The sequence below is a fragment of the Parapedobacter lycopersici genome (genome assembly GCF_024643285.1).
Lineage (GTDB): Bacteria > Bacteroidota > Bacteroidia > Sphingobacteriales > Sphingobacteriaceae > Parapedobacter > Parapedobacter lycopersici.
This window is the reverse complement of the sequence record NZ_JAMSLW010000003.1, coordinates 297,345-309,484: the sequence shown is the minus strand read 5'-3', so window position 1 is coordinate 309,484 and position 12,140 is coordinate 297,345. Positions and strand designations below refer to the sequence as shown.

At 49.1% G+C, this 12,140-nt stretch carries 14 protein-coding genes; 8 read left to right on the top strand and 6 right to left on the bottom strand.

Annotated features, from left to right (window positions below; all coding sequences use genetic code 11):
* Positions 1-188 precede the first annotated feature (188 nt).
* Both NEV57_RS08185 and NEV57_RS08180 read right to left on the bottom strand, forming a co-directional pair.
* Positions 189-656, bottom strand: coding sequence for an META domain-containing protein (locus tag NEV57_RS08185; protein ID WP_257657825.1), 468 nt, complete (start codon positions 654-656; stop codon positions 189-191).
* 142 nt (positions 657-798) lie between these two features.
* Positions 799-1,542, bottom strand: a complete 744-nt coding sequence (locus NEV57_RS08180) for a hypothetical protein (protein WP_257657824.1) — start codon at positions 1,540-1,542, stop codon at positions 799-801.
* Positions 1,543-1,708: 166 nt separating this feature from the next.
* Here NEV57_RS08180 and NEV57_RS08175 point away from each other — a divergent pair, with 166 nt between their 5' ends.
* Complete coding sequence (locus tag NEV57_RS08175) at positions 1,709-2,059, top strand: DUF2200 domain-containing protein (protein ID WP_257657823.1); 351 nt, start codon at positions 1,709-1,711, stop codon at positions 2,057-2,059.
* Positions 2,060-2,430: 371 nt separating this feature from the next.
* Here the strand turns inward: NEV57_RS08175 and NEV57_RS08170 are convergent, their stop codons facing one another.
* Positions 2,431-4,116 (bottom strand): GMC oxidoreductase, encoded by a 1,686-nt coding sequence (locus tag NEV57_RS08170; protein WP_257658020.1) that lies wholly within the window; start codon positions 4,114-4,116, stop codon positions 2,431-2,433.
* 306 nt (positions 4,117-4,422) lie between these two features.
* On the opposite strand from NEV57_RS08170, the gene NEV57_RS08165 reads away from it, so the two are divergent.
* Positions 4,423-4,761: a hypothetical protein gene (locus NEV57_RS08165; RefSeq protein ID WP_257657822.1), complete on the top strand. Its 339-nt coding sequence runs from the start codon at positions 4,423-4,425 to the stop codon at positions 4,759-4,761.
* A gap of 184 nt (positions 4,762-4,945) precedes the next feature.
* On the opposite strand, the gene NEV57_RS08160 is transcribed toward NEV57_RS08165, so the two are convergent.
* Positions 4,946-5,482 carry a hypothetical protein gene (locus tag NEV57_RS08160; RefSeq protein ID WP_257657821.1) on the bottom strand — a complete coding sequence of 179 codons (537 nt, stop codon included), beginning with the start codon at positions 5,480-5,482 and terminating at the stop codon, positions 4,946-4,948.
* A 294-nt stretch (positions 5,483-5,776) separates the two neighbouring features.
* Here NEV57_RS08160 and NEV57_RS08155 point away from each other — a divergent pair, with 294 nt between their 5' ends.
* The 4 genes from NEV57_RS08155 (at position 5,777) to NEV57_RS08140 (ending at position 8,686) form a co-directional block, all read left to right on the top strand.
* Positions 5,777-6,415, top strand: coding sequence for an ABC transporter ATP-binding protein (locus tag NEV57_RS08155; protein WP_257657820.1), 639 nt, complete (start codon positions 5,777-5,779; stop codon positions 6,413-6,415).
* On the top strand, positions 6,412-7,545 hold the full coding sequence (locus NEV57_RS08150; RefSeq protein WP_257657819.1) for a hypothetical protein: 1,134 nt from the start codon (positions 6,412-6,414) through the stop codon (positions 7,543-7,545). The genes NEV57_RS08155 and NEV57_RS08150 overlap by 4 nt, the downstream gene beginning before the upstream one ends.
* An 89-nt stretch (positions 7,546-7,634) precedes the next feature.
* The gene (locus tag NEV57_RS08145; RefSeq protein WP_257657818.1) at positions 7,635-8,018 is read left to right on the top strand and encodes a hypothetical protein; all 384 of its coding nucleotides are present in this window, start codon (positions 7,635-7,637) and stop codon (positions 8,016-8,018) included.
* An 11-nt stretch (positions 8,019-8,029) separates the two neighbouring features.
* Complete coding sequence (locus NEV57_RS08140; protein WP_257657817.1) at positions 8,030-8,686, top strand: sigma-70 family RNA polymerase sigma factor; 657 nt, start codon at positions 8,030-8,032, stop codon at positions 8,684-8,686.
* Between the two features lie 86 nt (positions 8,687-8,772).
* Here NEV57_RS08140 and NEV57_RS08135 read toward each other — a convergent pair whose 3' ends face one another.
* Positions 8,773-9,147 carry a hypothetical protein gene (locus NEV57_RS08135; protein ID WP_257657816.1) on the bottom strand — a complete coding sequence of 125 codons (375 nt, stop codon included), beginning with the start codon at positions 9,145-9,147 and terminating at the stop codon, positions 8,773-8,775.
* Positions 9,148-9,338: 191 nt separating this feature from the next.
* Here NEV57_RS08135 and NEV57_RS08130 point away from each other — a divergent pair, with 191 nt between their 5' ends.
* On the top strand, positions 9,339-10,268 hold the full coding sequence (locus NEV57_RS08130) for a hypothetical protein (RefSeq protein ID WP_257657815.1): 930 nt from the start codon (positions 9,339-9,341) through the stop codon (positions 10,266-10,268).
* 63 nt (positions 10,269-10,331) lie between these two features.
* Positions 10,332-11,372 carry an OmpA family protein gene (locus NEV57_RS08125; RefSeq protein ID WP_257657814.1) on the top strand — a complete coding sequence of 347 codons (1,041 nt, stop codon included), beginning with the start codon at positions 10,332-10,334 and terminating at the stop codon, positions 11,370-11,372.
* Between the two features lie 18 nt (positions 11,373-11,390).
* On the opposite strand, the gene NEV57_RS08120 is transcribed toward NEV57_RS08125, so the two are convergent.
* Positions 11,391-12,140, bottom strand: a complete 750-nt coding sequence (locus NEV57_RS08120; RefSeq protein WP_257657813.1) for a ZIP family metal transporter — start codon at positions 12,138-12,140, stop codon at positions 11,391-11,393.

Below are 12,140 nucleotides of genomic sequence, written 5' to 3'. Positions count from 1 at the left end.
AACGAAAACTTTACTCCTGCCGCAACAAAGGCGGTACACAACCTGAAATACATGCATCAACAGCAACACATTACAAAACAATGAATTGCGTTGCTGCCCGTATGAAAAAGGTATTTATACGAGGAATACAACCTATGCGGGTAACCCTAACCGCATGCGGCATATAATGGTGTGCAGCGGCAGCGCTGTTATTTTATCGCTAATGTAGCAATTGCCTCCTTTTTTTCATTATCGAGGAACAGCGTATCACCGGCAATACGGTAATTTGTCACTTGTTTTAAGCCTTCAAAGAATTGTCCCTCCAATTCCAGATTGGGACAGGCCATCAGGGTGGCTCCTCCCTGGGATATCTCCATGCCCCCCGTGTCCGTTAACTTGAAGCTTGCCATAAAATTATTGCAGCCACCATTCCCGTTTATGCTGCCTTTCTCCTTATCAAAAACAAGAAGCGGCTCTTTGTTAAAAGTGGTGTCAAGCGTAATGGCCTGGCCATTTAATGCAATCAGCTTCCATTCCTTTCCGAACAGTTCATTTTCTCCGGTTTCCTGTGTTGCCTCCACAGCCACAGTGGACTGTGTGTCGGTTCCCGCTGTATTGGCATTATTGCAGGCTGCCGCCGCAACTGCCAACGCGATGATCAAAATGCCTTTTTTCATGATGGTGTCCTTCTAGTTAACCAAGTTATTTAGTACTTATGCACTAATGTAATCAATCGTTCCAAATCCTCAACAACATGTTGATATTATTCGGTTCTTGCGATTGCTGCAATCCAGGTGAGTGCAGGGAAAAAGGGATACTTTAGAGATCATTCACCTCAACCGGCTTCCTACTAATATAGATGAATGCCAAATCGGTATGCGTGGGAAACGTCCGGGTGTTGCCTGCTATACTCCAAACAAACCGGGTGCCTTCCGTACCTACGTAGAGCCGTTGGTTATCGTCCAGGTATAAGCAGTTCATCCGGCGTGCCGAAGGAAAGTATATGGCATATTCCCCACCATCGCGGGGCCGGTGGATCTCATCCGGACGCGCAAGTTCCTCCCCTGTCGATTCATTTACCAGCACGACACCGGGTGTAATCCGGTAATACAGGTCGTCAGTCAGTAAGACACGCTTGCGGTTGATTTTAATATTGTCGTATACCCTGTAATCAAACTTCCCCTCGGTAGCCCATGCTTTGCCGTGGTCCGTAGAATACAAAAATGGGGTCCGCGCAGTCTCTTCACCGTCCGTAAATGTATCCAATGCGGTAAGTTCTCCTTCCACCCTGGCGAAACCTGAAATTCCACGCCCGGCATCCATCACCAACTGCCATGAATTTCCCTGATCCGTTGTCAGGTAAATCTTATACATCGTGGCCACTACCAGCGTGTCATCGATATTGCCATAAATGGCAGAAACACCCCGCTGCTGACCGGGGATGGCAAGTTTCGTCCATACCTCATCCAGTGTTTCGGGGTCAATAGGTTCAGTAGAGGGTGTCTTTTTGCAAGCAGACAGCCCGCACAACAGTATACAGCAGAAAAACGGCAGGTATCTCATGGAAGTCTGATATCGATGGTAGTTCACAAGTATATAAAAATAAAAGCGCATACTTTTCGTAAATTAGCATAAGGAAAGCAACATGCGTACTTGATGTTTATAAATAACGGCAGTAATCAGAGGCTAAAACGCAATGAATTAAAAAATACCAAAATGAATAATGAAAATGGATAAAGCAAGAATATATAACATGTCTTTTGCGGGCGTCTATCCAATGTATATACAGAAAGCGGAAAAAAAGGGACGCACGAAAGCCGAGGTGGACACGGTTATCTTTTGGCTAACAGGCTACGACGAACACACATTGCAGCAGCAGATTGACAGGAAGACAACCTTTGAAACCTTTTTCGCCGAAGCACCCCGGATGAATCCGGATGCTTCAAAAATTACCGGGGTAATCTGCGGGTATCGGGTGGAGGAAATTGAAGACAAGCTCGTACAGCAGGTCCGCTATTTGGATAAACTGGTGGATGAATTGGCGAAAGGAAAGGTAATGGAGAAAATTTTAAGGAAGTAAGGGAGCCAATCTCCCGTAGCAATGCCTATGTAAACAAGCGCCCAAAAACCGTTAAGTCGTGTTCGGAAGATGTTTGGGTAATGTTCGAGTCGGCTTCGGCCCAGGTTCGGTATTCCTCCGGGGCAGCTTCGGGGATCTTCCCGGAAGTCTTCGGACCGCAACGCGTTGCACGCCGAGCAACCTCGAAGCGGAGTCGAAGCCGACTCGAACAAGGGTCGAACAAGTCTCGAAGAACAGTCGAAGCGCACTCGAACAACGCCCGAAGACCACTCGAAGACCATCCAGCATTCGAAGAAGAACCTACCGGTTCATTCGCCCATGTCTATTTTCAAGGTGTGCATGGGACCCGCGCCATATTTAGCTTGGCATTTTCAAAGATCACCCTTTTTTAAGGCAGTGACAGCATAGTCCACGGCCCGCGCAGTCAGTGCCATGTAGGTAAGCGAGGGATTGACACATGCGGCTGATGTCATCGCAGCCCCGTCGGTAACAAATACATTTTTAGCATCCCAGACCTGGTTATAAGCATTCAAAACCGATGTTTTTGGATCTCTCCCCATTCTGGCAGCGCCCATTTCGTGAATACCCTGCCCCAGGTAGAACGGGGTTTTGCGTTCCTGCACATCGGTGGCGCCGGCGACGGTAAGCATTTCACTGGCCTCTTTAACGATATCTTCGATGATGGCTTTTTCATTTTCCTTGATTTCCGCATCCATCACCAACACCGGCAGTCCCCACTTATCCCGGACATTTTTGCTCAGGTAAACCTTGTTTTCATGATAGGGCAGAATTTCGCCAAAACCCGTAAGCCCCATCTGCCACATGCCCGGCTCACAGAGCTCTTCTTTCAGGCTGGCTCCGATGCTCAGTTCGCGGACATCGCGCTTCCAACCTGTCCGCGAAGCACTGCCCTGATAGCCAAAGCCCCGCAAATAGGGCCGTTTATCCCCGCCTACATTCTGAAACCGGGGGATGTAAATGCCATTGGCCCGACGCCCAAAAATGTAACGGTCATCAAAGCCTTCGAATGTACCTGATGCACCATTGTTCAGCGTATGGTCCATGATGTTATGCCCCAGCTCGCCGCTACTGCTGCCGAGACCGCTTTCCCACACATCGGTTGCGGAATTCATCAGCACCCAGGCACTGTTCAATGTGGAGGCATTCAGGAAAATCACCTTGGCATAGTATTCATAGGTCTGGTTGTTTTGCGCATCGAGCACCGTTACGCCTTTCGCTTTTCCGCTGTCCTTATCGTAAAGGATATTCATCACAATAGACCACGGACGCAGCGTCAGGTTACCTGTTTTAACCGCCGCCGGCAGCGTAGACGACTGGGTACTGAAGTAGCCACCGAAATTGCAGCCGGCGTCGCACTGGTTCTGGTATTGGCAGTTGACACGGCCCGGAAGCGGCTTCGTGAGGTTGGCTACCCGGCCGATAAACATTCGCCGGCTATCGCGGTAGTGCTGACGTATGCGGGCGGCGACGGCTTTCTCCACCACGTTCATCTCCATCGGCGGCATAAATTCGCCGTCCGGCAGTATGGAAAGTCCCTCCCGGCTGCCACTAATACCTACAAAACGTTCAACGTAGCTGTACCAGGGTGCAATATCCTGATAGCGGATGGGCCAATCCACCGCGATTCCATCCTTCAGGTTTGCTTCAAAGTCCAGGTCGCTCCAGCGGTAGCATTGCCGGCCCCAGGTTAACGACTTGCCGCCCACCTGGTATCCCCTGATCCAGTCGAACCGCTTAACTTCCTCGTACGGGTTTTCGATATCATTAGCCATGAACTGGACATTGCGTTCGTTCATCGGCCAGTGCCTCGATTGGAGTGGCCGCTCGCGGATCATCTCCTGCGAACGGTTGAGCCGGTAAGGGTATTCCCAGATCGGTTTTGATGCGTTAGGGTAATCTTTCACGTGTTCCACATTCCGCCCGCGTTCCAGCAGAAGGGTTTTCAATCCTTTTTCGCACAATTCCTTTGCTGCCCATCCGCCACTGATCCCCGATCCGATGACGATGGCATCGTATGTATGCTTATCTGAAGACATTTTCCGTTTATATTTGGTAATCTGGTATCCCAGCAGGATAAATACCGTGTGGGTACCCATTGGGCTAATGGCGCGGTGTTTTGCGCGCCGGCCGCGACTAATATATCTTATTTTCCATAAATTTCAAAGCCGTGCAAAGACAGCGGGACCTGTCCTACCGCGCAGGCTATTTTCAGCATTGCCGGAATTGCCTGGCTTCTGGTCTGCCCTAAGCTTTCTGCCCCTCAGCGATCGTCTCGTTATTTAGCGCCGTTCAGATATACCCATGTCTTGCAGATAAAGGCAGATTTGGTTATGTTTGCTTGGATGACATTTACAAAAAGATGCCGACCCCTTTTCATTGCGGGAATTTTACTGCTGCTGGGCGCGTGTGCGACTACGGCATATGTGGGCGACCGGTATGCACCGACAACGGCCATTGAGGTATTCTACTCGGCTAAAGACGTGAAGCGGGAATATAAGGTGATCGGCCACATTTCAGAAAAATCACCGGGATTAAATGGTGACGAATGGGCCAAGAAACAAATCATCGCGAAAGGCCAGGAAGTGGGAGCGGATGCAGTAATCATTCTGGGTTTTGATTATGCGGGGTCAGATGAAACAGAAAAGTATCAAAAAGCAAAGGCCGTCAAGTATACCGACTGATGCATCGCGTGTCGGGCTGCTAAGGCAAGCGGACCTATCATCCGGTGCTAAAAATAGCAGGTCTACCAAAATGAAAAGAGGCTGTCTTTTTAGACAGCCCCCTTTTTAACCGTGCGAACACGCAAGTACACGGTCATTGCATAACCAATGTGCTATTATCTGGATAATAAGCTGATAAGTATGGTCAGAATTTAAACGTTAGCCCCGCCGACAGGACGGAAACGCCGTAACCCAGTTCTGCATACGCACCCAAATTACTATTGAAAAGCCAGCGCCCACCCAAAAAGCCGGAAAACCCGAGACCGCTGCCGTAACTGTTACTTAGCTCCGTGCCCCCACCGTCTGCGGAATAGCTGACAATATTATAACCCAGCATGGCGCCGCCATAAACATCCAGTTCAGGAAGCTCAAAGCCATTATAGTGGTAAGCACCCCGTGCCCCAACGATAATGTAATTCCATTTGGCGGTGTACCCGGGGTCGGTATATTTATACCCCGTGTTTCCGATATAGCCGCCGAGGCTGATGACTCCCGGGCCGCCGATTTCCCAGAAACCGTGATCAAGCGAAACGCTGATGGCAGGGCGCGCCTTCCCGAGTCCGCCCAAAGCGGTACCCAGGCCAACACCGGCATTTACCATGGTTGTTCCTTTTTGGAAAGGCTGCGCGTTGGCCAGTGTGACCATGGTGACAGCCATTAAGATTAAGATTGCTTTTTTCATAAAAATAATTGTTTATTGAGGGTTAATTTTCCTATTCTTCAACAGTATCATTGTGATTGCTTTCTGACAGCTGGTATCATGTTCAGTTTTTAATACCCGTTGATGTAATGATACTCCTTCGGGATAGTGCAGGCAAAGTTAGCGGTGCCCACAGTGCGGCGACACCCCCCAAAGGGGGTTTTTTGAGGCGACTCAGTCAGGTGCAGTGACAGCTAAGTACTACCTCCCTCAGCCGATTATCGTGTAACAACATGATGGTCCGGCCGTCTTACCTACCGACAAGTTTTACTATTCATGCACGCATTAACCATAAGCAGGCTCTCCAAACGATACGGCTATAAAACGGTACTGGACATTCCAGCACATCAATTCTGTGAAGGTGTAACCTGGATTCAGGGAAGGAATGGTTCGGGCAAAAGCACATTATTGAAAATAATGGCGGGCTTGCTGGCCTATGAGGGGGATGTCATCCTCGGCGGACTGAATCTCCGCAAACAGCCGATGGCCTATCGCCGTAGGATCGCGTTCGCGGAGAGTGAACCAAGATTCCCCGCGTTTATGACCGGGCTGGATCTGGTTGGTTTATTCATGCGGGCCAAGCGGGGAAACACTGCCCGGAAGCAGAAATTCATTGCCGAGTTCGGCATGGCGGACTACCTGTCATTCCCCGTCCAGGAATACTCGGCCGGTATGGTTAAAAAACTATCGTTATTATTGGCATTCCTTGACGATTCGCACTATATCCTGCTGGATGAGCCGTGCATCACACTGGACGAACAGGCGATAAACAGTCTTTCGCTGTGGGTGGAAGAACGGCGGTTACAGGGAACCAGCTTTGTACTTACCTCCCACCAGGCATTTCCACCGGGTATCTCCATACAGGAACAGTGGCTGTTGCTCGACGGTGGCTTACACCCTGCTGCCGCCTTATGATTATACTGGCTAAAGCACTGGTAAAAGTATTCGGCGGAAAGTTCTACCGGGTAAACAGCACTTTCCTGCTGTACGCAACCATATTGCTCTTTGGTTACGGTGTGTTCATTAAAACGGCAGGGCACATCCACGATGCGGAACAGCACCGCTACCTGGTTTTTTCCATGCTGCTGGCGTTTATCCAGACGCCGGTTTTTGGCATTGTCGTATATACCTTATGGGTTTTTTATACCGTAAAAAGCTGGCGATTTATCTGGAAAGAAAGCCTGGAACCGGAACACTTGTTCTGGCGATACAGTGCGAGCGCATTGCCGCGGCGCACCCAGTTTGCGGCGTGGTTCCTGTATCAGCTGTTTATCTTTATCCCTTTACTGATCTACTGGCTGCTGGTAGGGATTTATGCGGTGACCATAGCGGAATATGGCGCTTTTGTTCTCACGGCACTGGTCATCCTGCTATTGGCACTGGCCAGCGCGGCAGTTTATGTTTATCGGTTTAACACTTATGTGTATGGGCGGGGGCGTCCCGGCTGGTTGTTTCGGCTCAGCCGCCGCTGGAAGAAACCGTTGCCGGCTATTCCACTGCTGGAAGTATTACTGCATCGCAAAGCTTCATTTTTATTGGTGAAAGGCCTATCGGCGATGCTATTTGCGGTAAGCGCCTCTTTTCTGGCCGATGCTGACAGGCAATGGCTGGTGGCCTATACGATGGTGGCCAGCATGGCGCTGGCGCACAGCATACTGGCCTATCCGGTTCAACTGTTTTTGGAGCGGCACCTGTATTTCCTTCAGCAGCTTCCGATACCGCGGGCGACTGTTTACGGCGCTACCGTGATCAGTACACTGCTATTGGTGCTGCCCGAACTGATCGGATTGTTTGTTTTGTTCGATAGTCCCATAGCAGTACAGGGTGGGCTGATTTTGTTAAGTGGTGCATTGGTAACACAAATGGCGAACTACCTTAGTGGACCGGCCGCCTGGGTGTACATCCGGTATACATTTGCATGGTATATTGTGACGATGATACTGCTCCTGTATGCTCACAGTGAGTTACTCATCGCCATGCAGTTTACCCTCTCGTATATCGTTTTTCACGTGTGCTATTTCCGGCGCAAAGCAATACCGGTGTAAGGGGCCACCACACGGATTTTTACAGATTTTGTAACCTTTCCATTTTTCATATACCCTAAGAAGTATAAATCGTCTTAAAAAAACAAAAAATGGAAATCAAAAACGTACAGCAGCTGCTTGCACAGCCCTTCAACCTATTAAAGTTTACATTTGTAATTGTACCGGTCGTCGCCGGCGCGGACAAGTTCATCAATCTGCTTACCCACTGGGAGCAATACCTTAACCCATCAATAACGGGACTATTGCCTTTTTCGGCTACCACCTTCATGACGATCGTAGGTGTGATTGAAATTGTTGCGGGCCTCATTGTCCTGAAAAAACCCGAAATTGGCGGATATATTGTTGCAGCATGGCTCACGTTGATTGCGCTGACCCTGCTACTTGATTTTAACTATGCAGATGTGGCCGTGCGTGATTTAGTGATGGCAATTTCGGCTTTTGCAATGGCAAGGATATCCCGGGTCATGGCGTAATGGGTATAGCAATGATTTCGTTTGAAAAAATTACGGAGACAGAAATTATCCAACAGATTCTAGCGGGAGAAAAATCACTTTATGAAATTATCGTAAGGCGGTTCAACCCGTATCTCTACAAGGTCGGCAGGGCATACAATTATAATCATGAAGACACCCAGGATTTAATGCAGGAAACCTTCATTGACGCATACAAAGATTTGATACGCTTTGAGGGCCGTTCCAGCTTTAAGACATGGATAATCCGTATTATGATGAATAACTGCTACAGAAAACGTGAAAAACCCAGTTTTAAAAATGAAATCATACAGGATGTACATGACGATTCAAAACCGATGTTTACCGACCCGAATAATGATGTGGAACGATTGATGCAAAACCGGGAATTGACGCATATCATCGAAGACGCACTTCGCCGGATTCCCTTTGATTACCGGATGGTATTTTCTCTCCGGGAAATAAATGGCCTGAATGTGTCGGAGACAGCCGGCCTGTTGCATATCAGCGAATCAAACGTAAAAGTCCGGCTCAACCGATCACGGGCAATGTTGCGGCGTGAAATAGAAAAAAAATACGCTGTTGGGGAGCTGTTCGCGTTTAACTTAATTTATTGTGATGCCATCGTGGAAAATGTAATGAAGCGAATATTGACAGCCGACGTGGAATAGCTGCTATATCCCATTTTAGCGATCGTACGGGCCTGATAGGAAAAACGCCATCCATTGTCCGGCGACAGGGCTGCCCACAAAACGCATTAAAGCTGCTCTCCTTTGATGAGCACAACGGATTTTATCGAGTCTTCCTTGAGGTGTAGAAACTGTTTTCTTTCTTCGTCCTGCATAAAGCGCTGAAAATCGGAATCAGATGGAAAACTAACCAAATGAATTTCATAGGGTGTTTCCATGTTGGCTTCTATAAATGCCGGCTGGTCCGGCCGGATACGCAACAGCAACACCCCGTTGTATTTTGGAATAATGGGAAGCGCATACTCCTCGAATTGATGGAATATTGCTGCTTTCGAATCCCGGATATAAACAAGCTGCGTAATGTAAATCATGATGTTATGTGCCTGAAATAGGTACGCAGCAGTAAAAATACCATCTTTTTGGTTAAAAATCCCTATTTTCATGGATTGATAAGCCCCTTCATTTTATATTACTTAGCAGCTGTCATAAAAGCTGGCTACAGGCAATGCGCAATAACATGAAATTACCGTTAAATAGTCGGAATGAATTGACAGAAAGCAAACCTACCAGTATATTTGCCCGATTTGGATCATCGCCTGTAAAAGGAATATCCATTACCCTAATTTTATCTGATATGCAAAAGAAAATTTATCCCCTGTTATTCTTTTTCTTACTTATTATCCCGGTTATCGTAAGCGCACAATCGTCCGGGGCCGCTTTTGAAGGTATACTGACCACGCGCATTTCCATGGGCGGTGTCGACCTGGGCACGTTAACGGAGTCGATTGATTACAGCAAGGGGGATGTGGGTGAGCAAACCCGGGCGTTGTTCAAAAATATCCCGCCCCAGGACATGGAACGATTAAAATCCATGCTGGAGGCGAACCCGATGATGGGCATGGCACTGATGATGACGCCACCCAGGGCGACCATGTACCTTAAAGAGGGTATTGCGCTGGTCAAAACGAAAGGTTTTGGTTATGAAATACAGCACTACCACAACCTGAAGTCGGATGAGGCGTTCTTATATACGGCCTCATTGATCCGTCCGGGCGAAGCGGTTACAGCCGCATATAAACCATCGGAAGGTTATGATGAACTGTTTACCGATGATAAACGCATTACGGCGGAAGGTTTCCACATTGAACGACCGAATGAAACGGCTACCATAGCGGGCCATCCGTGCGTAAAGGCGGTGTATACGCCAAAGACAACCCAGCCCACGGAGCAGGCAATACCGGGCATTCCCATGGTTCAGCTCCGGAAACTGGTGGTGTATACCAGCGAAGACCTGCCCAAAACCATTAATTTCTCTCACCCGTATTACCTGCCCGAAGACCATGGTGTGATGCGGATTGACGTATTCATGGATGACAGCGACCAGCCTACCATGGTATACGAAATTACGTCGGTTGAGCCGACAGCGGTCGACGACAGTCTGCTGCAGGCAAAAAAAACCGAGCCGCTGTACCGCCTGACAGATACAAATTATGGCATGCAGCTCCTGGGCATTATGATGGGCGGCATGGGCACATTTCAGGGGATTGACGGGGAAGAGGATTAAAAAATGGGTACATTTGCCCCTGGAATTAAGAGCCGGCTAATTAAATTACAAATAAAAATGGTAATGAATAAGATCAAATCGCTGAAAACAGGCGTCCTCATTGCTGCGCTGCCCATGATCATGCTATCGATCTCCTGTGGTGGTGGCAATCAGGAAAATAATGGCCACACAGATACCACAGGCACCCAGCAGGAAACCTCCGGCACACCAAGTGAGTCGGAAAACAGCAGCGCTGCAACTACATTTGACATTAATAACATCCCCGTATCGGACCACGACCTGGGTATGTTCCCGTTTTTTAGTTTTCCGGAAGGAATGACAAACCAGAATAAACCCGTTGAACGGAAGTTTGACCGCCTCTTTTTCCCCATCGACGGGGTAATGACCCCGCTGGAAGGGCGGGTTTGGAAAACCAACGTTACCATGAATCGGAACGCTGCCGAGGAGTGGTCGCAGCCGTATTTCGAAAAAAGTTATGACGAAGCGATCAAAGCCGTGGGCGGCGTAAAGATTTTCGATGGTGAAATTACCAAGGAAGAATACGACCGTTATCATGGTCAGGCCTCGTATCTGGGGGAGGATGGTTCAATAGGATACGCCGGACAAAACATCAAAGTCTACGCCATACACCGGGCCGACGGCGGTAATGTTTTCATCCAGCTGGTTGGAAACAATGCCGGCGGTTACCTCAACGTGCTGCAAAGCGAACCCTTTAAGCAGACGATCACAATGCTTAAAGCAGATCAGATACAGCAGGAACTGACAGAAAAAGGGAAAGCCGTACTTTACATCAATTTCGATGTGGACAAGGCGACGTTGAAACCCGAGGGCAAGGAAGCGGTACAGGAAATTGCCAAGGTGCTGAATAATGACGGAACCCTGGCGCTGAGCATTGAGGGGCATACGGATAATACCGGAAATGCGGACCACAACAAGACCTTATCGGAAAACCGGGCGAATGCGGTACTGGAAGCGCTGACGGCAACGGGTATCAACCGGTCCCGGCTGAAAGCGGTGGGCTACGGCGCCGAAAAGCCACTGGTAGCCAATGATTCGGAAGAGGGAAAGGCAAAGAACAGGCGAGTAGAGCTGGTTAAAATTTAACACAGCACGTATGCCGGTTTATCCCGCCAGTTTGGTCAGGATAAATGCAGCCAGAAATCCCATCACCGTGATAAGCCCGGTGAAATCATGTACTTCTTCAAAGGCTTCGGGCATCATCGTGTCTGCCAGCATAGCCAGGATACCACCCGCGGCCACTGCAGTAGTGGCCGCAACAACGTCGGGTGAAAAGCCGCTGAATATGGCATACCCGCAAAGAGAAGCCAGTCCCGACAGCAGGGCAATGACCAGCCATATCCCAAATACATAACCAGCGCTCCTTCCCGACCGTTTCATGCCGGAAGAACTCGACATTCCCTCGGGAATATTGGACAGGAATATGCCGATCACGGCCACGGTACTTACCGATCCGCCGGCAATCATGCTCAATCCGATAACAATGGATTCGGGAATACCATCGAGCAGGGCGCCGATCGCAATGGCCAGCCCACTTCCTTTATCCTCATGCTCAGTGGGCTGCTGATCTCCGGATCGTTTACGGTGCCTGGCTCCTTTATGTCCAAGCCACCAATTGGCCATCGTGTATATGGCCGCCCCGGAAAGGAATCCGATTGCTGTAGCATCAAAGCCGCCTTTGGCATAGGCTTCATCCATCAGGTCAAAGGAAAGCACGGAGATCAGAACGCCGCTGCCGAAGGCCATAACAGCCGCGATAAATTGCGGGGCCAGGCGCATAAAATAGCCTGCTGCGGCACCTATTAAAAGTGCCGAGCCGGCCAAAAGCCCCCATAAACCTGCTTGAAGCGACAT

What these genes read in the sequence shown, in the direction of transcription:
- NEV57_RS08185 (WP_257657825.1), bottom strand. Translation starts at nt 656, where the DNA reads ATGAAAAAAGGCATTTTGATCATCGCGTTGGCAGTTGCGGCGGCAGCC.
- NEV57_RS08180 (WP_257657824.1), bottom strand. Translation starts at nt 1,542, where the DNA reads ATGAGATACCTGCCGTTTTTCTGCTGTATACTGTTGTGCGGGCTGTCT.
- NEV57_RS08175 (WP_257657823.1), top strand. Translation starts at nt 1,709, where the DNA reads ATGGATAAAGCAAGAATATATAACATGTCTTTTGCGGGCGTCTATCCA.
- NEV57_RS08170 (WP_257658020.1), bottom strand. Translation starts at nt 4,116, where the DNA reads ATGTCTTCAGATAAGCATACATACGATGCCATCGTCATCGGATCGGGG.
- NEV57_RS08165 (WP_257657822.1), top strand. Translation starts at nt 4,423, where the DNA reads ATGACATTTACAAAAAGATGCCGACCCCTTTTCATTGCGGGAATTTTA.
- NEV57_RS08160 (WP_257657821.1), bottom strand. Translation starts at nt 5,482, where the DNA reads ATGAAAAAAGCAATCTTAATCTTAATGGCTGTCACCATGGTCACACTG.
- NEV57_RS08155 (WP_257657820.1), top strand. Translation starts at nt 5,777, where the DNA reads ATGCACGCATTAACCATAAGCAGGCTCTCCAAACGATACGGCTATAAA.
- NEV57_RS08150 (WP_257657819.1), top strand. Translation starts at nt 6,412, where the DNA reads ATGATTATACTGGCTAAAGCACTGGTAAAAGTATTCGGCGGAAAGTTC.
- NEV57_RS08145 (WP_257657818.1), top strand. Translation starts at nt 7,635, where the DNA reads ATGGAAATCAAAAACGTACAGCAGCTGCTTGCACAGCCCTTCAACCTA.
- NEV57_RS08140 (WP_257657817.1), top strand. Translation starts at nt 8,030, where the DNA reads ATGATTTCGTTTGAAAAAATTACGGAGACAGAAATTATCCAACAGATT.
- NEV57_RS08135 (WP_257657816.1), bottom strand. Translation starts at nt 9,147, where the DNA reads ATGAAAATAGGGATTTTTAACCAAAAAGATGGTATTTTTACTGCTGCG.
- NEV57_RS08130 (WP_257657815.1), top strand. Translation starts at nt 9,339, where the DNA reads ATGCAAAAGAAAATTTATCCCCTGTTATTCTTTTTCTTACTTATTATC.
- NEV57_RS08125 (WP_257657814.1), top strand. Translation starts at nt 10,332, where the DNA reads ATGAATAAGATCAAATCGCTGAAAACAGGCGTCCTCATTGCTGCGCTG.
- NEV57_RS08120 (WP_257657813.1), bottom strand. Translation starts at nt 12,140, where the DNA reads ATGTCGCTTCAAGCAGGTTTATGGGGGCTTTTGGCCGGCTCGGCACTT.